18 protein-coding genes and 1 tRNA gene are annotated in these 24,387 nt (G+C 36.3%); 9 read left to right on the top strand and 10 right to left on the bottom strand.

Annotated features, from left to right (window positions below; genetic code table 11):
• Positions 1–32: 32 nt before the first annotated feature.
• From SBO79_RS10500 to SBO79_RS10465, 8 genes are all read left to right on the top strand, one after another.
• Positions 33–2,528: a DNA translocase FtsK gene (locus SBO79_RS10500; RefSeq protein WP_318640353.1), complete on the top strand. Its 2,496-nt coding sequence runs from the start codon at positions 33–35 to the stop codon at positions 2,526–2,528.
• Between the two features lie 3 nt (positions 2,529–2,531).
• Positions 2,532–3,173: an outer membrane lipoprotein periplasmic chaperone LolA1 gene (locus SBO79_RS10495; protein ID WP_318640352.1), complete on the top strand. Its 642-nt coding sequence runs from the start codon at positions 2,532–2,534 to the stop codon at positions 3,171–3,173.
• Positions 3,174–3,178: 5 nt separating this feature from the next.
• A complete protein-coding gene (locus tag SBO79_RS10490) occupies positions 3,179–4,636 on the top strand; it encodes an LptF/LptG family permease (RefSeq protein ID WP_318640351.1) in 1,458 nt (485 codons plus the stop codon).
• 4 nt (positions 4,637–4,640) lie between these two features.
• A complete protein-coding gene (gene ribB / locus SBO79_RS10485) occupies positions 4,641–5,774 on the top strand; it encodes a 3,4-dihydroxy-2-butanone-4-phosphate synthase (RefSeq protein ID WP_318640350.1) in 1,134 nt (377 codons plus the stop codon).
• Positions 5,775–5,879: 105 nt separating this feature from the next.
• Complete coding sequence (locus tag SBO79_RS10480; protein WP_318640349.1) at positions 5,880–6,188, top strand: hypothetical protein; 309 nt, start codon at positions 5,880–5,882, stop codon at positions 6,186–6,188.
• Positions 6,189–6,488: 300 nt separating this feature from the next.
• Complete coding sequence (locus SBO79_RS10475) at positions 6,489–6,860, top strand: hypothetical protein (protein ID WP_318640348.1); 372 nt, start codon at positions 6,489–6,491, stop codon at positions 6,858–6,860.
• Positions 6,861–6,948: 88 nt separating this feature from the next.
• The gene (locus SBO79_RS10470; protein ID WP_318640347.1) at positions 6,949–9,438 is read left to right on the top strand and encodes a PIG-L family deacetylase; all 2,490 of its coding nucleotides are present in this window, start codon (positions 6,949–6,951) and stop codon (positions 9,436–9,438) included.
• Between the two features lie 112 nt (positions 9,439–9,550).
• On the top strand, positions 9,551–11,260 hold the full coding sequence (locus tag SBO79_RS10465) for a sodium:solute symporter family protein (RefSeq protein WP_318640346.1): 1,710 nt from the start codon (positions 9,551–9,553) through the stop codon (positions 11,258–11,260).
• Between the two features lie 691 nt (positions 11,261–11,951).
• Here the strand turns inward: SBO79_RS10465 and SBO79_RS10460 are convergent.
• From SBO79_RS10460 to SBO79_RS10425, 8 genes are all read right to left on the bottom strand, one after another.
• A complete protein-coding gene (locus SBO79_RS10460) occupies positions 11,952–12,794 on the bottom strand; it encodes a DUF2911 domain-containing protein (protein WP_318640345.1) in 843 nt (280 codons plus the stop codon).
• Positions 12,795–12,888: 94 nt separating this feature from the next.
• Entirely contained in the window at positions 12,889–13,560 is a 672-nt protein-coding gene (locus tag SBO79_RS10455) for an HAD family hydrolase (protein ID WP_318640344.1), read from the bottom strand.
• A complete protein-coding gene (locus SBO79_RS10450) occupies positions 13,538–14,281 on the bottom strand; it encodes a tRNA threonylcarbamoyladenosine dehydratase (RefSeq protein ID WP_318640343.1) in 744 nt (247 codons plus the stop codon). Before SBO79_RS10450 ends, SBO79_RS10455 begins: the two co-directional genes overlap by 23 nt.
• Positions 14,282–14,298: 17 nt before the next feature.
• Entirely contained in the window at positions 14,299–14,955 is a 657-nt protein-coding gene (locus tag SBO79_RS10445; RefSeq protein WP_318640342.1) for a TatD family hydrolase, read from the bottom strand.
• Positions 14,956–15,555 carry a DUF1684 domain-containing protein gene (locus SBO79_RS10440; RefSeq protein ID WP_318640341.1) on the bottom strand — a complete coding sequence of 200 codons (600 nt, stop codon included), beginning with the start codon at positions 15,553–15,555 and terminating at the stop codon, positions 14,956–14,958.
• A gap of 4 nt (positions 15,556–15,559) precedes the next feature.
• Positions 15,560–17,368 carry a DUF885 domain-containing protein gene (locus tag SBO79_RS10435; RefSeq protein ID WP_318640340.1) on the bottom strand — a complete coding sequence of 603 codons (1,809 nt, stop codon included), beginning with the start codon at positions 17,366–17,368 and terminating at the stop codon, positions 15,560–15,562.
• 158 nt (positions 17,369–17,526) lie between these two features.
• The gene (locus SBO79_RS10430; RefSeq protein WP_318640339.1) at positions 17,527–18,696 is read right to left on the bottom strand and encodes a zinc-dependent alcohol dehydrogenase; all 1,170 of its coding nucleotides are present in this window, start codon (positions 18,694–18,696) and stop codon (positions 17,527–17,529) included.
• Between the two features lie 220 nt (positions 18,697–18,916).
• Complete coding sequence (locus SBO79_RS10425) at positions 18,917–20,260, bottom strand: exonuclease domain-containing protein (RefSeq protein WP_318640338.1); 1,344 nt, start codon at positions 20,258–20,260, stop codon at positions 18,917–18,919.
• Between the two features lie 222 nt (positions 20,261–20,482).
• Between SBO79_RS10425 and SBO79_RS10420 the strand changes: the two genes are divergently transcribed.
• Positions 20,483–21,124 carry a transposase gene (locus SBO79_RS10420; protein ID WP_318640337.1) on the top strand — a complete coding sequence of 214 codons (642 nt, stop codon included), beginning with the start codon at positions 20,483–20,485 and terminating at the stop codon, positions 21,122–21,124.
• A gap of 347 nt (positions 21,125–21,471) precedes the next feature.
• Here SBO79_RS10420 and SBO79_RS10415 read toward each other — a convergent pair.
• Both SBO79_RS10415 and clpB read right to left on the bottom strand, forming a co-directional pair.
• Positions 21,472–21,545, bottom strand: a tRNA-Arg gene (locus SBO79_RS10415).
• 234 nt (positions 21,546–21,779) lie between these two features.
• Positions 21,780–24,386, bottom strand: coding sequence for an ATP-dependent chaperone ClpB (gene clpB / locus SBO79_RS10410; protein WP_318640336.1), 2,607 nt, complete (start codon positions 24,384–24,386; stop codon positions 21,780–21,782).
• Position 24,387: the final 1 nt, after the last annotated feature.

The raw sequence follows: 24,387 nt of genomic DNA, 5'->3' as shown, positions 1-24,387 counted from the left end.
TTTATATTAAATATTATAACGTACCTCGTGCAATGGCAAAAACGGTTAAAAAAGATTCTACTTCTAAGAAAGCTACAACTGTTAGTCCAGAAGTCAAGAAGAAAAGATTGAAGCAATATAAGTTGGTGTTTGGAATATTGCTTATTGTTCTTTCATTGGCGCTATTATTAGCTTTTGTTTCATTTTATATTTATGGTACTCAGGACCAAAGCACATTGGCAGTATTTGATGATCGATCTGAGCATACACGCAATTGGCTCGGAAAAGTTGGTGCCTACCTTGCTGATCTTTTCATTTTTAGAGGTTTTGGAGTCGCTTCTTTTCTATTTGTAAAATTATTTTTCCTGACTGGTCTTTCTGTAGTTTTGGATGTTTCATTACAAAAATTAAAATTAATTTGGTTTTGGGACTTATTTGCAATGGTACTCATCTCTGTGTTCTGTGGATTTTTTGCATCAACCTTACCAGAATTAGGTGGAACGGTTGGCTACGAGATCAGTCTTTATTTACAGGATTTTCTGGGATATTCGGGGACTGTGATAGTTTTAATATTTTCATTGCTAATATTTCTAGTAGCTAAATTTGAATTGTCTACGGATAAAGTTGCCACTTATTTCGAAAAGAAAAAAGAAGACTTCAAAGCGAGAATGCCAGTAGCCGAAAATGCTACTGATGCTTATAATTTAGAAGAATATGCGGTTGATGACAATGCCGAGGATTCTTTTGAACCAATTGCAAAAGAAAAGCCAGCGTCCAAATTTGAAATAAATAAAGAAAGTTTAAAACCAACGATTAGTCACCATTCGGAAATTAAAAAAGAAGTTGTTTTACCAAAAGTGGAAAGCCCAAAAGTGGAACCTCCGATTGTGGAAACGATGAAACCTGAAACCATCTTATCATTAGAACCAAAAGTTCCAGTGAGTGAAAATAATAAAGTTGAAGAATTTGTTATAGAAACTGCGGCCGAAGAAGAAGTTGTGGAGGAAAATTTGGCCAACAGACTTGTTGCTGATTTTGGACTATTTGACCCAACTCTAGATTTATCTAATTATAAATTTCCGACCCTTGATTTATTAAAGGAATATTCGGGTGTCGGAATTACGATTAACCAACAAGAATTAGAAGAAAATAAAAATCGAATTGTTGAAACTCTTCGGAATTATAAAATAGAAATTGCACAAATTAAAGCTACCGTAGGACCTTCGGTAACCTTGTACGAAATTGTTCCAGAAGCGGGAATTAGAATTTCGAAAATTAAAAGCTTGGAAGACGATATTGCATTGTCACTTTCGGCGTTGGGAATTAGAATTATTGCACCGATACCTGGAAAGGGAACAATTGGTATTGAGGTACCAAATAAAAATCCAACTATGGTATCTATGCGCTCTGTTATTGGCTCAGCCAAATTTCAAGAAGCGGAAATGGAACTTCCAATTGCTTTAGGCAAAACAATATCCAATGAAACTTTTGTTGTGGATCTTGCCAAAATGCCACACCTTTTGATGGCTGGAGCAACTGGGCAGGGGAAATCTGTGGGCCTTAACGCAGTACTTACTTCCCTACTGTACAAAAAGCACCCAGCCGAAGTGAAATTTGTTTTGGTTGACCCGAAAAAAGTTGAGTTAACCTTATTCAATAAAATTGAAAGACATTATCTAGCAAAACTTCCTGATGGAGAGGATGCGATTATTACCGACAACACCAAGGTTATTAATACTTTAAATTCGCTTTGTATAGAAATGGACAACCGTTACAATCTTCTTAAAGATGCGATGGTTCGAAACATTAAAGAATACAATGATAAATTTAAATCTCGAAAATTAAACCCAGAAAATGGGCACCGTTTCCTACCATATATAGTATTGGTTGTCGACGAATTCGCCGATTTAATTATGACTGCAGGAAAAGAAGTTGAAACACCAATTGCACGGCTTGCACAGCTTGCGAGAGCGATTGGAATCCACTTAATTATTGCAACACAGCGACCTTCGGTAAACGTAATTACAGGTATTATTAAAGCGAATTTCCCTGCTCGTATTGCCTTTAGAGTGACATCAAAGATTGATTCACGTACAATTTTGGACACTGCAGGTGCCGATCAGTTAATTGGTCGTGGAGATTTACTCTATACCAATGGTAATGATGTTGTGCGCGTGCAATGTGCTTTTGTTGACACTCCCGAGGTTGAACGAATTACTGAATATATTGGATCGCAAAAAGCTTATCCCGAGGCTTATCTGCTTCCGGAGTTTGATAAAGATGATAGTGGCATTAATCTTGATATGAATATTTCTGAACGAGATACGCTCTTTAGAGAAGCTGCAGAAATCATTGTTGGCGCCCAACAAGGATCGGCTTCATTGCTTCAAAGGAAACTTAAATTAGGATACAACCGCGCAGGAAGATTGATTGATCAATTAGAATCGGCAGGAATTGTTGGTCCATTTGAGGGAAGTAAAGCCAGAGGAGTTAATATTAGTGATTTATCAGCGCTCGATCAATTCTTTAATAACGAACAAAACTCTTAAAAAATGAAAAAGTTAGTACAGATTTTACTTATTGCATTAATCACATTTAGCGCGCAAGCTCAAGATAAAAAGGCAAAAGCACTACTCGATGAAGTAACTTCAAAGATTAAATCTTACGATAATATTGCAATTGATTTTAAATATCAACTCAATAACGCAAAAGAAAATATCAATCAAGACAGCAAAGGAAATGTTACCATGCAGGGCAATAAGTATTTGCTTAATTTTATGGGTGTTACTAAAATTTTTGACGGTCAAAAAACTTATACTATAGTTCCAGAAGATGAAGAAGTATCTATTAGTAAAGTTGATGATAATGACGATAATGCAATTACCCCATCCAAAATGTTGACATTCTTTAATAAAGGATATAAATATGATTGGGATATTTTGCAAAACGTAAAAGGACGAAAAATTCAGTATGTAAAATTGACTCCAATTAGCTCTAAAGATCAGCGAAAAGACATCCTTTTAGGAATCGATATTCAGACAAAACATATCTATAATTTGATTGAAAGCGGCAAAAATGGTACGAAGACAACACTCACTGTTAATTCTTTTAAAACCAATCAGCCACTGTCAAAAAATCAATTTATATTTGCGCAGAATAAATATCCTAACTATTACATTAATAAACTCGATTAAGTTCTGTGAAAATACTTGACAAGTACATTCTTACAAGCTTTATAACTACATTCGGAACTGTATTTGTAATCTTATTTTTAATTTTTATTCTACAAACGGTTTGGCTATTTATAGGAGAACTTGCTGGGAAAGACCTGGATGTGCTTCTTATTTTCAAGTTTCTTATTTATAAAATGCCAAGCGTTGTACCTCTTGTACTTCCGCTCTCGATTGTACTTGCTTCAATTATGACCTTTGGTAATCTCTCAGAGAATTATGAGTTTGCTGCAATGAAATCGGCGGGTATTTCACTTAATCGGGCGATGCGTGGTTTATCGGTTTTTATAGCAATTCTCGCGATTGCCGCTTTCGCCTTTGCAAATAATATAATTCCATTTGCGGAATATAAGTTTGTAAATTTTCGTAAAAATTTAGCTCAAGTCCAACCTGCTCTTGCCATCGCCGAAGGGCAGTTTAATGACGTGGGTGATTACAACATCAAAGTCAACAAAAAATCCGGAAAAGATGGGCGATTTCTTACTGGAATCACCATTCACAAAAAGTCTAAATTAGATACTCGGAATTCCACAGTTATCAAAGCAAAAACTGGCGAGCTTATTAGTAGTAAGCAATCTAGTGTTTTGCAATTAGTACTTAATGATGGCTATTATTACGAAGATGTAATTCCAAAAAACTTCCAAGACCGAAATAAAGTACCCTTTGCTAAAAGCTCTTTTAAAAAATATATCCTAAATATTGATCTTTCAACGCTTACAGGTAGTAATTTGGACGATACTCAGATAAGTAATACTAATACGATGCTAACAGTTGACGAACTGCGGTACACAATTGATTCGCTCGATCTAGACTACATGAAAGAATTAAAATCGTTTTCAGAAAATAGCCATCAAAGAACAGGAATTCTAAATCCCTATTTACCGCAAACAAATACTATCGATTTGCCAGTTGTCCAAACTAAAAAACTTCCAAATAGTACAGCTGTTTTGAATTTATTTGATAAGACCGATCAAATCGAAATTTTGAAAGTTGCTAATAGTTTTGTTTTAAATACTTCTTTTGGAATAAGCAGTTCTAAAATAGAATTTGAAAATAAGCAGAAGAATATCAATAGTCACTGGATCGCTTTTTACGAAAAATTTGTAATCGCATTTTCATGTTTTCTGATGTTCTTTATCGGTGCTCCTTTAGGCGCTATTATACGCAAAGGAGGATTGGGACTTCCAATAGTTTTTGCTGTATTAATATTTATCATCTTCCACTTTATAAATACCTTTGGCAAGAAAATCGCTCAAGAGAATGAAATTTCTCCTTTTTTAGGAACATGGATGTCATCGATTGTATTAGCACCTCTGGCTGTTTTGCTTACATATAGAGCAACAAACGACGTAGGGTTAATAAACTTCGATCGAATTTTAGATCCTATCCAAAAAATATTTAAAAAATTTATACCCACAAAAAAATAATATTATGACGACTGATGCTATTGCACTAAATACTATTGAAGAAGCGATCGAAGAAATTCGTCAAGGCAAGATAATTATTGTTGTTGACGACGAAGGCCGCGAAAACGAAGGAGATTTTGTTGCAGCCGCAGAAAAAGTAACTCCTGAGATGATCAATTTTATGGCTACAAATGGTAGAGGGCTTATTTGTGCGCCTCTTACCGAGCGAAGATGTAAAGAGTTAGATTTAAATTTGATGGTTACTAATAATACAGTTTTGCACGAAACACAATTTACCGTATCAGTCGATCTTATTGGTCAAGGCTGTACTACTGGAATTTCTGTGCACGATAGAGCTAAAACTGTGTTGGCGCTAGCTGATGATAATACACAGCCAGAGGATTTAGGACGTCCAGGACACATTTTCCCATTGAGAGCAAAACAAGGCGGTGTGCTAAGAAGAACTGGACATACAGAAGCAACAATTGACTTTGCCAGACTTGCTGGATTAAAATCTGCTGGAATTTTGGTCGAAATTCTAAATGAAGATGGATCGATGGCTAGGCTTCCGCAATTGATGGAGGTGGCCAGAAAATTTGATCTTAAAATTGTTTCTATCGAAGATCTTGTTGCCTACAGAATGAAGCACGATAGTCTTATTGTTAAAAAAGAAGATTATGACGTTCAGACAAGATTTGGAACTTTCCGCCTGCGCGCTTATCAACAAACAACAAATAAACAAGTGCATATTGCGCTTACCAAAGGCACGTGGAACGATGGCGACGTTGTTCTTACCAGAATCAATTCACATGCTATAAACAACGATATACTTGGAACGCTTACTCAAAGTGAAGGGGATAAATTAGACCGAATTTTTGCAAAATTGAATGAGAATGAGCAAGGTGCTGTTGTTTTTATAAACCAAGAAAATCACTCAAGTGATTTACTAAACAGACTTTCTGAACTTAAAGTATTGCAAGCGCAGGGAACTATGCAAGCTCCAGAAATAAAAATGGACAATAAAGATTTTGGTATTGGTGCACAGATTTTACATGATTTGGATATTTCTAAGCTTAATCTTTTAACAAATTCGGAGCAATCAAAACGAGTTGGAATGATAGGTTATGGTCTAGAAATATCAGGTTACACAAAGTATTAGATCAAGGTAAAATGTAAATTCTAGAAATTATAACGTTAATTTTGTAATATTATAGAGACAGTGTAAACTAAATTTGTCAGAGATAACTCTAAAAAATAAAATACCATGAAAAAATCATTCGTACTTATGTTGCTTGCTATTATGTCTGTAACATTTACCCCAATGCACGCCTCTATTGACAAGCCTGTAACTCCTATTGAAACTGCTGCTAATGCTGCTCACGCCGAATCTTTAATTAATCGTTTGAATGAAATTAAAGACATGGATAAATCTGATATGTCAAGAGCAGAGAAAAGAGAACTTCGTAAAGAAGTTAAAGCTATCAAAGCAGATTTGAAATCTAGTGGAAACGGGATTTATCTATCAGTTGGTGCGATTATAATTGTAATTTTATTGTTGATATTGATCCTATAATTTCAACTTATTATTGATAAAGATAAAACTGTCGATTATATATCGGCAGTTTTTTTTGCTCTAGATTTAAAGGGAATGTATTAGACCCAACCTTTTCAGCCCTTTTCTATTTAGCTCTAAATAGCACTTTACTAAAACATCAAGGCAAAAGCCAGTATTTCATTGTAAGATAAATACCCAGCTTTTAAAATACCTGTGCATTTAATCGATTAATTTGAACAACTTAACCGACTAAACATTTTTTTTGTTAGTTTTGCTCAGAGTAAATTACCTCAAGTATTCTTATAACCCCAAATTATTATGAAAACAAAATTTGCATACTTAATACTGTTTTTCTTGCTAACTTCTACAGTATCATATTCGCAAACTTCGGTTTTAAAAACAACTACTGTAAAAGCTGAATCGTCGAAAAAAGCTGAAGCACGATATTTTTATTATCCCAATCTACAAGCGTATTTTGATACTCAAACCAATTTATTTTTATTTCGCGTAAACAAGCAGTGGATTAGTGCTGAAAGTTTTCCCGAAAACTACGGTGGCTACTCGCTATACAATAATCACCGAGTAAAAATTGATGATTATTTTGGTGATAATATTACTGAATTACTAGCAATTCATAAAATTTTATATCCTTATAATTCGAAAGGGAGATTAAAAAAAGAAGACAGTTAACACTCTTTAACACTCATTATTAACCATGAGTTGCAATAGAAACAAGAGGTTTTTAGTATATTTGAAATTTATCATAATTTTCAATTTAATGCTAAAGACCTCTTTTTTTCTGCTCTATTGTTTTATACTCCTGCCACAAATTTCAAACTCTCAAACTCCAATAAAAAAAGATGCTGCAGCAATTTATAGTGATATCCAAAAATTAAATTTTTTAGGATCTGTACTGTACCTCGCCGCACATCCTGATGATGAAAATACTAGGTTAATTTCCTACTATTCAAATAGCGTTCACGCGAGGACTGCCTATTTGTCTCTTACTCGAGGCGATGGAGGTCAGAATTTAATTGGAACGGAATTAAGAGAGCAACTAGGCGTTATTAGAACTCAGGAACTTATCGAAGCGCGAAAAATTGATGGGGGTATTCAATACTTTTCTAGGGCAAACGACTTTGGATATTCTAAATTGCCCGACGAAACTTTAAAAATATGGGATAAAGATCAGGTTCTTAGTGACATCGTTTGGGTGGTTCGAAACTTTCAGCCAGACGTTATTATTAACAGATTTGATGCCAGAACTCCAGGTACAACCCATGGACATCACACTGCTTCGGCAATGCTGAGTCTTGAAAGCTTTGATTTTGCGGGTGATCCATCCAAATTTCCCTCACAACTTTCATACGTAAATACATGGAAACCTACACGTGCATTTTTTAATGTATCTTACTTTTTTTACGGAAGTCAAGAAGCTTTTGATAAGGCAGATAAATCAAATTTTACAAGTATTCCAACCGGTGTTTACTACAACTCTCGCGGAAAAAGCAATCAAGAAATTGCAGCTCTCAGCCGTAGCAGACATCAATCTCAAGGTTTTGGATCTACCGGAAGTCGTGGTAATGACACCGAATATCTTGAATTTATAAAGGGAAAAAAAATCAGTACATCTGATATTTTCGAAGGAATTGATACTTCGTGGAATCGTGTGCAAGGTGGACAAGAAATTGGAAAAATTTTAGAAGACGTTCAAACTAAATTTGACTTTAATAATCCCTCGGCTTCGGTTGGCGAACTGCTTAAAGCTTACAAATTAATTCAAAACCTAACCAATATTCATTGGAAATCAGTCAAAACCAATGAAATTTCAGAAATTATTCTCGCATGCTTAGGACTTTATACTGAAGCCGTTACCCATCAACCTGATGCTACACCCAATGATGCTATTCAAGTTGCGATGGAATTTACCAATAGAAGCTCGGTTCCCGTTATACTTGCTTCCATTACTGCCTTTCCAACCAATGAGAAGAAAATTTTAAACAAAAATCTCAGCAATAACAAATCTGAGAAAATTACCACTTCAATTAGATTAGACAATGCTCCCTACTCCTCACCCTACTATCTAAATGATCAAGCGACAGAAGGTATGTATTATGTTGCAGACCAAAAAGACCGAGGCAAACCACAGGCAGAAAGATCAGTAAGACTTAAATACAACTTCTTAATTGATGGTGTAGAAATTGCAAAAACGCAGGAGGTTGCATATAAATATAATGATCCTGTTACTGGAGAAATTTTCGAGAACTTCGATTTAATTCCAGCAGTTACGACCTCGATAACCGAAAAAGTTCAGATTTTTACTAAGAAAAAGCAGGATGTAATTGTAAAAGTAAAAGCGGGAAAAGATTCAGCAAATGGAATTTTGAGACTGCAACTTCCACAAAATTGGGAAGTAAGTCCTAGTGAGATTCCATTTTCGCTTTCGCTAAAAGGATCAGAAGAAACCTTTATTTTTACAGTAAACCCTCCAAAAGATCAGGAAGAAGTTACGGCGCATGCGGTTGTTTTGATGGATGGAAAAACATATGATATGGAGCAAACCTATATACGCTATCCACACATCGCCAAGCAACAAGTTTTACAAAAAGCTCATGCTAAATTCATTAAACTAGACATCAAAACAGGTAAACAAAAAATTGGATACATTATGGGTGCCGGAGATGAAGTAGCCACAAGCTTATCTCAAATGGGATATGATGTACAGATTTTAAATCCTTCTGAAATTTCCAAAGAAAGTCTTTATAAATTTGATGTCGTTATCACCGGAATTCGCGCCTACAATACCATTACTGAACTTGGACTTAAGCAAGATTTACTTTTAGACTTTGTACATTCTGGCAAGACGATGATCGTACAATATAATACTCTCGGAAATTTAGTTAGTGATAAACTAGCGCCGTTTCCACTTACAATTTCCAAAGATAGAGTAACGGACGAAAATGCTAAAGTTACATTTTTGGCGCCGCAACATTCTATACTAAACTTCCCGAACAAAATTACTTCCAAAGATTTTGAAGGTTGGACACAAGAGCAAGGCCTTTATTATCCTAACAAATGGGACAAAGCTTTCACTCCAATTATATCAGCGCACGATTACGGCGAAGATCCCAAGGACGGAGCAATTTTGGTGGCAAAGTACGGCAAAGGGCAATATATTTACACCGGTATCAGCTTTTTTAGAGAACTTCCGGCAGGAGTTAGCGGTGCTTTTAAGTTGATGGCAAATATGATTTCAATTCCTTATTAAAATGAAAAATAACACAAAACCAGTCTGGAAAAAAAGTTACTCTTGGGTGCTTATTGCAAATTTTCTGTACATCGTAACTTTTTATTTTCTAATGCAAATATTCTCATAAAAGATGCAGCAAATTGATTGGATAATACTAGTTGTAACCCTACTATCAATAGTATCATTCGGGGTTTATAAAACTCGCGGAAGTAAGGATGTCAAAGATTTTATTTTAGGAAATAACGAAACTCCTTGGCATGTAGTTGGACTTTCGGTAATGGCGACGCAAGCTAGTGCCATCACATTTCTATCAACTCCCGGTCAAGCTTACCACGACGGAATGGGCTTTGTGCAGTTTTATTTTGGACTGCCAATTGCCATGGTGGTCATATGTATGACCTTTATTCCAATTTACCATCGACTCAAAGTTTATACCGCTTACGAATATCTTGAACAGCGTTTTGATTTAAAAACACGTTCATTAGCGGCAATGCTTTTCTTGATACAGCGTGGTCTAGGAACCGGATTAACGATTTATGCGCCCTCAATTATTTTATCTACAATTTTAGGGTGGAATTTGACTGCGATGAATATTCTAATCGGAATCTTGGTTATTATTTACACCGTTTCGGGAGGTACAAAGGCGGTAAATGTCACTCAAAAGCAGCAGATGTTTGTAATTATGTCTGGAATGTTTATTACTTTTTTCTTGATTTTACATTATTTGCCAAATGATATGACTTTTAGCAACGCGCTGCATATTGCTGGTGCAAATGACAAAATGGATATTGTCGATTTTTCTTTTGATCCAGAGAAAAGATATACTTTCTGGAGTGGAATCACTGGAGGCTTCTTCCTTGCCCTAGCTTATTTCGGAACCGATCAGTCGCAGGTAGGACGTTATTTATCTGGCAAATCTGTCAAAGAAAGTCAGATGGGATTAATTATGAATGGACTTCTCAAAGTTCCGATGCAGTTTTTCATCCTTCTTACAGGAGTAATGGTTTTTGTATTTTTCCAATTTAATGATGTTCCTTTAAATTTCAATCCGAACAATAAGATAGCTGTTGAACAGACAGTATATAAGGAAGAGTACAACAATCTAGAAGCAAAATTGGTAACCCTCTCCGAAGAGAAAAAGGAACTCAATTTATTATACATTGATCATCTGAATCAGAATTACGACAATCCTATTTTACGACAACAACTTATTGGCCTTTCGGGCAAGGAAAAAGAATTGCGTGAAGAGGCAAAAGTTCTTATTTCAAAAGCAGATAATAAGACCGAAACCAATGACAAAGATTACGTTTTTATCCACTTTATTCTAAATTATCTACCTCAAGGATTGATTGGTTTGTTACTTGCGGTAATTCTCTCGGCAGCGATGTCTTCATCGGCTTCAGGTCTTACGGCGCTTGCATCTACCACCGCAATTGATATCTACAAAAGGAATTTGAAAGGTGTGAAATCAGACAAACATTACGTAAATGCCACCAAAGTCTTCACCCTATTATGGGGAATTATCGCCATCCTTTTTGCCTGCGTCGGTACCTTGTTCGAAAATCTTATTCAGTTGGTAAATATTGTCGGATCGGTGTTTTACGGAACCGTTTTAGGAATATTCCTAGTTGGATTTTACATCAAATTCGTCAAAGCTCAAGCTATATTTTGGAGTACAGTTGTAAGTCAACTAGCCATATTTTATATTTATTATTTAGATGTGGTAAGCTTTTTATGGCTAAATTTTATCGGGGCAATGCTGACAATCATTATTGCAATTTTATTACAATTTACAATATTCAATACACCAAAAGCGGTCAAGCTACAATCAGAATTATAATCTTTTGAAGCTAATCGCGCTATCCACTACAATTCCTCGTTGCAGGACTTTTTTTCCAATGACATAATAGGAGCTTCCGTTGGTCGCTCTATTATGTCAGGAAAAAATAGCCCTACTGCCTGCGGGATTTCCGCTCCTATCACGGCTATGGGTTACATCTTAGATTCAAATTTTTCACAAAATATTATACCGCCCTTTCAAGATTATTGATTAATAATAATTCCTGTATGAATGGATTCCATCCATTCCTTTTGTATGTCGTTCTTTTAAGACTTAGGACATTTTAATTAGAATTAAAAAGTTGTAAATATCATTTTAGAAATTAATTTATCCCTTTAAACTTGCCCTGTAAGTGCGAAATTATCTAGCAAAGGACAGTCCCTATAAAACTACAAATTAAACAATTTTCGCAAGCCCTGAATGGTCGTTATAGATCAACTATTGACGAAGTCCTATGTATATCACCTATAAAATAAATTTCCATCAGCCACAAAAACTTCAATCCATTCAGTATACCTTCGGAAATGGCAAAATCCCCTTCTCTCCCCGCGCCTGAGAATTTCATAATTGTCTTTGTTCTAGAAAATATTCTAAAAAAGTTGAAGTCTTTCGGCGAAAGCCAAAATATGCAATTGCTATAAAACAAAAAAAGCACCTCAATGAGATGCTTTTTGAATGATATAAGAGAAAATTATTTAGACCACGCAGAAATGCTGTCTTGATTCATTTTTACGTAATCCATATTATTAGCTTTTTGAGCAGCGGCAAGAGAAAGCTTTGCAGTTTCGATTGCACCTTTTTTGTCACCCAACTTAGCTTGTATCAAAGATTTTTGACGCAAGTAAAAGAATGGTTTGTCTTGGCTTAATTCCAACGCTTTATTTACGTAAGTCAAAGCCTGATTCATGTCTTCGCCAGATTGATAATAATAAGATGCGGCGTCGAAATAGTCTCTTGAAGTCGCTCCTGCCAAAGTTTTTGCAATACTTGCCATCGCAGCTTTTTTCGAAGGAACCTCAAATTTTACAGCTGCCAGCGCTTTCTCCCAAGAAATTTCTAACACTCCATAATTAATATCCAAACTGCTAATAGCGATAGTTAATGATTCTACATTTCTACACAAAGACTCCGGTTTTACCGTGGTTTTTAATGCAACATTTGCTTCATTCCACTCAGCTGGCAATCCCCAATTGTCTGTAGCGGTATAAAAAATTACATCCCAGCTCTCTACTTTCGGCATTGTAAAGATTGAATATTTACCTTTCTTCAATGTTTTACCATCAATAACAACGTCATCGCTGAAGGTAATAACCGAATTCTCGTTTGCTCCTGTTCTCCACATTTTTCCAAAAGGAACAAGATCTCCAAAAATAATACGGCCTTTTGTACTTGGACGTGAATATTCTAATTCAACATTTGTAAGACCTACGGTCTGATTTACAATAGCTTTTGGACTTTGTTGTGGTGTTTTTACCTGAGCGTTAAAGCTTGCAGTTGCGCAAACTAACAAGAAAGTAGCGAAAATATTTTTCATAATGTTCTTTAAATTTCGTTAATCTTCAAAAATACGATTTCAAGTTAAAACTATTAGTTAATAAATACTTAATTCAATTTTGTTTTTCCAAATCTTAAGCAATAATTTTCCCTGTAATTGAGCGTACTTTCGCGGCATCGATCTCCGAAAATTTTGAAATTATCATATCGGCCGTTTCAAGATTTTGCAATTTCGAATGGAAACTTCTGTATCCAATACAAAAAATATTTGCAGCATTTGCCGCCTTTACACCGTTTGTGCTATCTTCAATAACAATACATTGGTCACGAGAGTCGCCACTTAGCCTGGCCGCGTGTAGAAAAATTGCGGGGTCTGGTTTTGATTTCGGAAAATCTTCGCCACTGACAATATGACTAAAATACTGATGCAAATTAAAACGTCTAAAAACTCTGTCAATCGTGACTTTTGAGGCAGAAGAAGCCAGAATCATTTGAATTCCATTTGAGTGAAAGTCTTTAATCAAATCTTCAACGCCCTCTAGCAGCGTCAAATCTTCCTTATAATCAAAGGCATCATTAAAAATACTTCGCTTGCGTTGAATCAAACTTTCCACTTCGTGGTCTAATCCAAAATGCTCTTTAATTCTTTGAAAAACATTGCGGGTAGAATTTCCTGTATAGGTTGTAAACATCTCCTCGGTCACATCTATTCCCAATTCTTTAAAATGTTCGAAATAGGCAAAACGGTGTACAGGCTCTGTGTCCACGATTACCCCATCCATATCAAACAATACTGTCTTGATCATCTTTTGATTTTTTTAAAATATGTCTAATTACTGTTTCGGCGGCATAAAGTCCAAAAAGTCCTGGCATATAACTATTGGTGCCATAAAAGGATTTTTTGTAATTGCTGCCGTCTGTGGTTTTTAAACTTGATTCGTCTTGAATTTCGGAACTATATACGACTTTTACACCTTTGTCAATTTTGACTTCCTTTAGACGTTTTTTTATAGCTTTGGCCAAAAAGCAGTTTTCGGTATTCTTAATATCGCCAACTTTTACTTTGGAAGCTTCCATCTTTCCTCCTGCTCCCATGCAACTAACAATTTTTACGCGTTTGCGTTTGGCCGCGATAATCAAATTGATTTTCGGAGTAACGCTGTCAATGCAATCCACCACGAAATCAAATTCGTCCGTTACGATTTCGAAAGCACGCTCCGGTGATAAAAATTCTTTGATTGGAGTAAGTTTTAATTCGGGATTTATATCCAATAGTCGTTGAGCAACAACGTCAACTTTATTTAAACCTATAGTTGAATTAAGTGCTGGCAATTGTCTATTAATATTTGAAATATCAACAGTGTCTGCATCAACTATTGTGATTTTTCCAATGCCCGATCGTACCAAGAATTCTGCAGCAAAAGATCCAACTCCTCCCAAACCTACTACCAAAATGTTGGCATTGTGCAATCTTTCTAAACCTTCTTTTTTATATAATAACTCGGCTCTGCTTAACCATTCTGCCATTCTGTACGGTATTTACTTTAGATTTTATATTTTGAAAATATGCGTGCAAAGTTACGTTGTATTATTGAGTGCAGTTCAGTTAAAGTTATATTTTTTGCCTCGGCGGCTTTGAGATATATCTCTTGAATTGTGTCTTCGCTTAAATCTGTTTCTAATAAGAAGCTTTTGTCAGCAATTGCATTTAGCGATTCAGCTAGATTAGGATTTCGTAATAAGTATTTTCCAAAGGACAAAATAATTCCATGCGATTCCAACTGCTGTGCCAATTCAGGACTTTTTGCAAATCCGTGGATAATAAGTGGTACGGTAATATTCAAATCGTTTTTCATCGCAATCAATTCGTCATAAGCCGCAACAAGATGTAAAATAACGGGAATTTGATATTTTTCGGCAAGAAGCAATTGTCGCTCAAAAACTTTAGTTTGCAAGTTGATGTTTGTTTCTATCTTTTTATCGATTCCACATTCCCCAATCCCTATGCAATTTTTGTCCTGCACCGCTTTTTCAATAATTGCCAATTCACTTTCAAAATTTTCTTCGTCAATATACCATGGATGAATTCCGATTGAAAAGTATTTACTGCCCGTAGGATAGTCCTTTGGATAAACATTGACCACCGCTACAATTGTACTACTTTCAGGATCTGAATGTGTATGTAAATTATAATAGATCATCTAGTCGTGGAATTTTTTTACCCCTGCTCTAATCTCAACTTCGAGATGATTCACCTTTGGAACCAAAGGGCAAGAATATCTTGCGTTGTAAGCGCAATATGGATTGTAAGCGCGGTTAAAATCTAAGGTGATCAAATCTCCATCAGGGATTTCAAGGTCCATATAACGACCGCCACCGTAGGACTCTTTGCCAGTAGTCAAATCTGTAAAAGGTAGAAATAAATCTGTGCTAAAAGCGTCAATTGATGCTGGCTTAATACTTTGATACACTTCCAAAATTTGCTCTTTGCCATCAATCAGAAAAACCAAATCTGCATATTTCACATACATTGGACTTCTATCTGTGGTGGTCTGCATCACAAAAGGTTTAGCATTGATAGTTCGTTTTATTTTTGCAACGACACAATAATCGGAATTGGCTTTAAAAAAATCCAGATTAGTAAAATCCTTTAAATCCGCGGCGGTAAGTGGAGTCGTCTTGTTGTCAGAGTATTCTTTATTGAGTTCCTGCTGATACTCTTTAGATTTTTCGATATTGCACTGTTCTTGAGCAGATACGCTTCCGCAGAACAGTATAAAAAATGCTAATTTTTTGATCATAATTTTATTTTTGAGATTCGGCCCATTGTGCCATTTTTCGTTTTAGAACGCTTAAAGGTAAGCAACCTTGGCTTAAAATTTCGTCGTGAAAGGACGCAATATTAAATTTTGGTCCTAATTGCTTTTGATATTTATTACGCAGATCTTTGATTTTAAGTGCACCAATTTTATAACTTACTGCTTGTCCCGGCATAGCCATATAGCGTTCTACTTCGGCAGTTGCAGATGCTTTATCGTACGCGACATTATTTAAAAAGTACTGAATCGCTTCTTCTCTACTCATTTTACCTGTGTGAAGTGCCGGATCTATTACCAAGCGTACTGCTCGCAACATTTCGTCACTTAAAGCGCCCATTTTTTGGTAAGGATCAGTGTAAAGTCCAAATTCTGTTCCCAGTGATTCACAATATAAGGCCCAACCCTCGCCGTAAGCTCCAAACCAACCAAATCGCATAAACTTTGGCAAGCTTTCGTTTTCTTGCTGTAGCGAAACTTGGTAATGATGTCCAGGAATTGCCTCGTGCAAAAATAAAGACTCCATTCCTGATGTTACATTAAAATTTGCAGGATTTGGAATGGGCATATAAAAAATACCAGGCCTTTTGCCATCAGGCGTTCCCTGCACATATTGTGCACTTGCTGTTGCTTCTCTAAATTTTTCGGTCTGCCTGATTTCGAACGGTGTTTTTGGAGTTACACTAAACATCGTTTGTAATTTTGGCGTTATTTTTAATAAAATATCATTAAAAGCTTTCAAAATTTCTTTGGATGTTTGAAACGGCATTGCTTTTTGATCACTTTTTACGTGAGTTAGAAATTCTTCTAAAGTTCCCTCGAAGCCAAGTGTTTTCTGCACTTGTGTCATTTCGTCGCGAATTCTCTTAACTTCTTGTCGACCTAGAACTAAAATTTCTTCGGGGTCAAGGTCGGTGGTGGTCCAACTTGCAACTTGGTAATTATAAGTTTTCTGTCCCTGTGGTAGGGCGTTGTAGCCATCGGTGGTTCTGGCTTTCGCCAAATAGTCATTGGCTAAAAAATCAGCCATCTTTTTGTAGGCAGGTATTATATTCTTTGCTACTGCTTCTTTGTACTTTTTAGTAAGATCAGCTTTTGTAGCACTATCGAAATCTGAAGGAAAGTTTCTCGTTGGTCCCGAAAAAATATTTTTAGAAAAATCTGTTGACACCAATTCCGAAGCACTCATTTGTGAAATCATCTTACCAACCAAAATTTTAGGCAATACGACATCCTTGTCCAGTCCTTCTTTAAAATTTACGATCGCCGCATCCATCCAAAGTGGAAATATTGCCATACGCTCTAGCCAATTATAATAATCTTTGACGGTTTTGAAAGGTTGACTTCCTTCTCCACTTCCCAATAATGGAAAATCTAAAGGCAATCCGCCGAACTGCGTAAATGGAATTAATTGTGGATTATAATCAAATTGCGCTTTGTCATTTTCCAATTTATATTTAAGTACATCGTAAATTACCTTCTTGTCATTAGACAGTGATTCATAATCAACTTTATTTAATTGATCTAGAAAGCGGTTTAGAAATGCTATCTCTTTAGCAATAAATTCCTGTGAAATTGAAATAGGAAGTTGATTATTAAACCTAGTATCTCCTTGTGACGTAGCTTCTAGAGGATAAAACGAAAGATATTCTTCGTAATAATTTGCCGCAATGCTGTCGATATTTGCTTTATTAATTGTTTCGATTGTGGTAGTTGATTCTTTATAATTGCAGGAAATTAATACTCCTGAAGTGCAAAAACCTAAAGTTGCCGCCGAAATGATTTTCTTGAAATTCATAGTGTAATATTTGACTTACAAACATAAGTATAATCCCGATAAAGTGGTTTTGAGGATCGTAGAAAATTATAATATTTTCTATCTCATATTTACAGCCAAAATGCCCGACAAATAAATTTAAAAGTCGAGCATTTAGTGTTATATAAATAATCCTAAAATTATTTCCACGGATCAAGAATTACCTTCACACAACCATCTTTCTTTTTATTAAAAATATCGTAGGCGTGCGACACTTCGCTCAATGGTAATCTGTGGGTTATTATATCATCAAGTTGCACTTTTCCTTGTTTGACATAATCTAATAACTTATCGATATGTTTGTGAACTGGCGCTTGACCACCTCGAATTTGAATTCCCTTGTCAAAGAATTGTCCAATTGGAAAAGCATCATATAAATACGGATAGACACCTAATACCGATACGATTCCTCCACGACGCACCGCGCTCATACAAGCTTCCAAAACTTTTACTGAACCAACTTCAAAACTTAGTGCAGAGTCAACCCGTTCTAGCAAATTTCTATCAGGTTCAAAACCAACAGCGTCAATGCATACATCGGCACCACGACCTTTGGTAAACTGTCGAACTTGCTCTACTACATCTTTTGATCCGCTGTTCCACAAAATTGTATCGCAGCCGGTTGAAGCCTTTGCTTTATCAAGTCGATATTGCACGGTATCAATTACAATCACTTTTGCAGCGCCTCTCAGTACAGCGCTTTTCGCGGCCATTATTCCTACTGGCCCCGCGCCAAAAATAGCAACGCTTTCGCCACCTTTCACTTCGCCCCAATCGACACCAGAATATCCAGTGGGAAAAATGTCTGTTAGAAACAACACCTGTTCGTCGGTAAGGTTATCAGGCACTACTCGTGGTCCAACATGTGCGTATGGAACGCGAACGTATTGCGCTTGTCCTCCATCATAACCACCGTACAAATCGGTGTAACCAAACATTCCTCCGCCTTTTTCGGTTAGAACACCGCCTTCTGGTCCATAATGATCGGGATTGCTATTTTCGCAATGCCCCGGCAATTCGTGATCGCAAAAAAAGCAGTGACCACAGGAGATTGGAAATGGAACTATGATTCGGTCGCCGCGTTTAAGATGAGTTACATTTTTGCCGACTTCTTCGACGATTCCCATAAATTCGTGACCAATAGTCATAGGTCGCGGTTGGGGAATTCCCCCAGAATAAATATGTAAATCCGACCCACAGATAGCGGTCGAGGTTACTTTGAGGATTAAGTCGTCTTGATTTTTTATTATAGGATCTTGTACAGTGTCGTATTTTATTGAGCCTGGTCCGTGTATTTGTGCTGCTTTCATAATTTGATATTTTTAATGAAAGTCTAAGTTCTAAAAATATGGAAGTCTAAGGTTATATTATTTTTTAGAAATTTTGCACGATTAGCTTGATTGTTAGATGTATATACCCCACAATTCTAAAATGACGGAGTGCCCTAGCCCTGATTGCAGTGAAATCCTTTTGAGCCTTTTTTTCAGGCTCAAAAGATTGGAACGGAAAGCAGGAAAAAGCTCCAAAAAATTAAATTGAAAGTGTCTTTTCAATCTCTTTCCGCAAAATTCTCTTAATATCTGAATTGTCTTTTTGCTTAATTAAAAATGGCTCTAAATCAGAATTCGACATTATTTGCTCAGACTTATCGATGAAACCATAGCCGAGATAGGTGCCATTTTCTATCAAAATAAAGGCGTCTTCATGATCATAGCGACCTTTCTTTTTGATTACAACATCTTGAGAATTGCTAGTAATTTGCTCTATTGCCTCAAAAACACGTTGATTGTAAGCTTCTACAGCCTCGGAATCTTGACAAATTCCCTGACAAAAATGAGTGAATTGATCGCCGCCACTGCAAACTTCGGCAAGATGACAATATTTGGGACAGAGCTGATACTGACTGCATAATTTTTGGATAAAAGCGCGGCATTCTGTAATGCTATACAAAATTGCAAGTGAATTAGGTGCCGTCTTGGTCTCATTATAGGCTAGATGTGCAATGCCTTTTCTATCCGTATAAGTAAAAATAGAAAACGTTTTAGGAACTCTTTTTGCCGCTTGATTAAAAGGTGGAAAGTGATGTTTGATTGCACAATCCTCCATCAATAAAGCGATTGTCTCACTTCCAGACAGCTCAAAATCTACGTGGGCGGTCTCGCGACAAAGACTTAATTCTTTTTCAGTTTTCGAATAAAAGTGACCCAAAACACGTTTCTGAATATCAATTGCTTTGCCAACGTAAATAATTTTATTTTTCTTGTTACGGAAATAATAAATACCTGGTTTCTTGGGTAGATTTCCAAAAACTTCTTGGCTAAGATTTGACGGTAAGGTTGCCTCTTTCGAAGCTTTATTCAATGATTTTTCTAATACTGCCTCGGCATCCGGTTGCTCTAATAATTTATGAAAAAGAATTACAGTCGCTTCCACATCACCTTTCGCACGGTGTCGATTTAGAATATTGATATTTAAATCTGCACAGATTTTACCCAAACTGTAAGAGCGATGTCCAGGCAGTAAATTTCTTGAAAGCCTTACTGTACAGAGTTTTCTTCGATTGAAATTTATCCCAATTTCTTTGAACTCATTCCGAATTACATTGTAATCAAAGTTGACATTATGAGCGATAAAAACAGCGTCTTCGGTTATTTTCAGAATGTCTTGGGCGACTTCGGCAAAAGTTGGTGCGTCTTGAACCATCGTATTGTCGATGCCCGTAAGTGCGGTGATAAAATCGGGAATATATGCGTTGGGGTTGACTAGGGTTGTAAACTCATCTAGAAATGTGTTGTCGTTGTATCTAAAAATGGAAATTTCGGTAATTTTATTGCCTTTTCCAGTCGTCTCAACATCAATGACGGTGTATATCATTTAAAAAAAATCTAAGGTTTTTGGAGATGCAAAGATATGACATTCTGATAATTAATGTGGTAGGAAATGGATTATGGAAATGGGGTATTGAAAATAATATCTATAAAATTTTTATACAATTATTTAATAACGCCTTTGAATAATTTGCGTTTAGATGTCCGGCAACTGCAGAATAATTCGTCTGAAAATTTTGTATATTGTTGCTATCTAAATAGTTAGAATATGACGCTATTCAAAAATAAATACCGAACAGAATCTGCGCGTGCTAATTGGTGGAATTATGGATGGGCTGGCGCCTATTTTATTACAATTTGTACGCATAATAGGGATCATTATTTTGGTGAAATCACGTCCGTCCCGTTGAACGTTGTAGATACAAGGCATGCCTTGTATCTACCCGCCCCCGTACCCGACCCCGTACCCGAACCCGAACCCGTACCCAATCCGCAATCCAAAACCCAATACAAAAACAAAATGAATTTATCCCATTGTGGCATAATCGCCAATATTTTATGGTATCAAATTCCCCATCACGCAAAAAATGTTGAATTAGGTGCATTTGTGGTGATGCCAAATCATATTCATGGAATATTGATTTTGACAGAGGATTCGGAAATTGGATTGAGGGAATTTGCAGATGATGAAACAATTTCAAGATTTCAAAATCAGGGAAAAAATACTGTTTCGTCTATAATTGGTTCTTATAAATCAGCAGTAACGAAAAATTCAAATCGGTTGGAATATACTAATGGTTGGCAGGGTAAATTTCATGACCATATAATTCGGAGTGATGACGAATATCGCCGAATCAATGATTATATAGAATCAAATGTTAAGAATTGGAAAGAGGATCGGTTTTATTGATGTGATTATTATTTTGTAGAGATAAGGCATGCCTTGTCTCTACAAAATAATAATATAGGTAAGGACGGGATTCGCTTCGCGCATCCAGAATGAGCTCCATAGTCTAAATGAAAAGCAGCGACTAAAAAGTCGCTTTACATTTTTGATTTAGGATACTTCTCTTTAAGCAAGCTTCGAGAAGTATCCTAAATCAAAAAAGCTTACACTTTCGTGTAAGCTTTTCATTCTTAAGTGACCTCGACTGGATTTGCTTCGCATTTCCAGCAAAGCTCCGCTTTGAAAATGCTTAAATCAAAAAAAAACGCTCAAGCAAGCTTGGCGTTTTTTCTGATTTAAACATTTATTCGTGACCTCGACTGGATTCAAACCAGTAACCTCTTGAGCCGTAATCAAGTGCGCTATTCAGTTGCGCCACGAGGCCTTATTGTGGGTGCAAATATAGAACATTTATTAGCATTTCCAACAATAAATTTTCGAAGAAATCGAATTTTTTCTATTTCAATTTGCTACTTATTCAAAATCAAGATTTTATAACAAAAAAAAATTATTAAAAATAGAAACTATTCCGCCTAAGCGCGAAAAAATGAGTTCATAACCGAAAAACATCAATCAAATCGCTCCTCATTTCGCGTAAGCGGAACAGTTATTTGTAAAATTATTTACTCTCTAAGTCGGTTTGATTTCTAAAAACTAATTTTCCATCAAAACTATCTAGTAAAATAATACTATCTGTAGTTACAGTGCCACTCAAGATTTCTTTTGAAAGCATATTTAAAACTTCTTTTTGAATTATTCTTTTCACTGGACGAGCTCCAAATTGCGGATCGTAGCCTTTCGCTGATAAATACGAAATTGCTTCTGGAGTTGCATCAAGTACAATACTTTGCTTTGCTAGCATTCTGGTAACGCTCTTCAACTGCAAACCTACAATCTGCTTAATGTTCTCCGATGTAAGTGGCGTAAACATTACAATTTCGTCTATACGATTTATAAATTCTGGTCGGACAGTTTGCTTTAATAATGCTAGTACTTCTACTTTTGCCGATTCAGTGGCAGCTTCAATTCCACCTTGTAAAGTTTCAAATTTCTCCTGAATAATGGCGCTCCCCATATTGGAAGTCATAATAATAATGGTATTTTTAAAGTCGGCAGTACGGCCTTTATTATCGGTCAATCGACCTTCGTCAAGCAATTGCAGTAAAATATTGAAAGTATCTGGATGGGCTTTTTCAATTTCGTCGAGCAATACAACAGAATATGGTTTTCTACGAACCGCCTCCGTAAGTTGACCACCTTCTTCAAAACCTACATATCCTGGAGGCGCTCCTATAAGTCGACTGACGCTATGACGTTCCTGATATTCTGACATATCAATTCGGGTCATTGCATTTTCGTCATCAAATAGATATTCGGCAAGAGCTTTCGCTAATTCGGTTTTACCGACACCGGTGGTACCAAGAAATAAGAATGAGCCAATTGGTTTCTTTGGATCTTGCAATCCTGCTCTACTTCTACGCACCGCGTCACTAATTGCTTCAATCGCTTCTTCTTGACCAACCACACGTCTGTGCAATTCATCTTCAAGGTGAAGTAATTTTTCGCGATCACTTTGCATCATTTTCATCACCGGCACCCCTGTCCATTTGGCAACTACTTCGGCAATATCTTCTCTGGTAACTTCCTCTTTAATTAAAGAATTTCCATCCTGATTTTCCTGAAGTTCAATTTGTGCAGAATCTAATTTTTGTTGTGCTTCCTTCATTAATCCGTAACGAATTTCGGCAACACGACCGTAATCTCCATCACGTTCGGCTCTTTCTGCTTCTTGTTTTAAATCTTCTATGTCAGATTTTATGGTCTGAATATTATCAACTACATCTTTTTCACTTTTCCATTTTGCATAAATCTCATTTCGCTCTTCTTTCAAATTTGCAAGTTCAACTCCAAGAGATTTCGATTTTGCTTCGTCATCTTCACGTTTAATGGCTTCAATTTCAATTTCAAGTTGCATCACACGTCGGTCAAGGACATCAAGCTCTTCGGGTTTGGAATTGATTTCCATTCGGAGTTTTGATGCAGCTTCGTCAATCAAGTCAATTGCTTTGTCTGGCAAAAATCGATTTGTAATATATCGCTGAGACAATTCAACTGCCGCTATAATTGCTTCGTCTTTAATTCGGACTTTATGGTGTGCTTCGTATTTTTCTTTAATTCCTCTCAAAATAGAAATAGCACTTTCGGTATCTGGCTCATCGACTACGATTTTTTGGAAACGTCGTTCTAATGCTTTGTCTTTTTCGAAATACTTTTGATACTCATCCAAAGTTGTTGCTCCAATCGCTCGTAATTCACCCCTAGCCAAGGCTGGTTTAAGAATGTTTGCCGCATCCATCGCGCCTTCTCCGCCGCCCGCTCCAACAAGTGTGTGGATTTCGTCTATAAATAATACAATGTCACCGTCAGATGTTGTTACTTCTTTAATAACCGCTTTCAATCTTTCTTCGAACTCTCCTTTGTATTTCGCTCCCGCGATTAATGCACCCATATCGAGTGAAAAAATTATTTTGTCTTTGAGGTTTTCGGGAACATCACCGTCAACAATTCTATGTGCAAGACCTTCGGCAATAGCGGTTTTACCAACTCCAGGCTCTCCCACGAGCATCGGATTATTCTTAGTACGACGCGTTAGAATTTGCAAAACCCTTCTAATTTCCTCGTCACGGCCAATTACAGGATCTAATTTTCCATTAATTGCCATTTCGTTTAGATTCTTTGCGTATTTATTTAATGAATTGTAAGTGTCTTCGGCTGAAGACGATGTTACTCGTTCTCCTTTTCGAAGTTCATCAATTGCTGCTTTAAAACCTTTTTCGGTAACGCCCTGATCCTTCAAAATTTGAGCAACTTGACTTCTCGACTTGAAAATTGCCAACAGAAGATGTTCAATAGATACATATTCGTCGCTCATTTTTTTGGAAATGATTTCGGCTTCATTTAATGTTTTGCTTGCCTCTCTCGAAAATTGCACTTCACCTCCACTCACTTTAGGGAAGCTAGAAATAGTACTATCTAATAATTGCTTGAAAAGGGGCAAGTTGACATTTAATTTCTTAAGTAAAAACGGCGCAACATTTTCGTCAACCTGAAAAATCGCTTTTAAAATATGCTCGTTTTCAATTTGCTGTTGACCTTCCGCTTGCACAATTTGTTGTGATAATTGAAGTGCTTCTTGAGATTTGATCGTAAAATTATTTATATTCATA

It is taken from the genome of Flavobacterium ardleyense (assembly GCF_033547075.1).
Lineage (GTDB): Bacteria > Bacteroidota > Bacteroidia > Flavobacteriales > Flavobacteriaceae > Flavobacterium > Flavobacterium ardleyense_A.
This window is presented reverse-complemented; position numbering and strand designations above follow the sequence as displayed.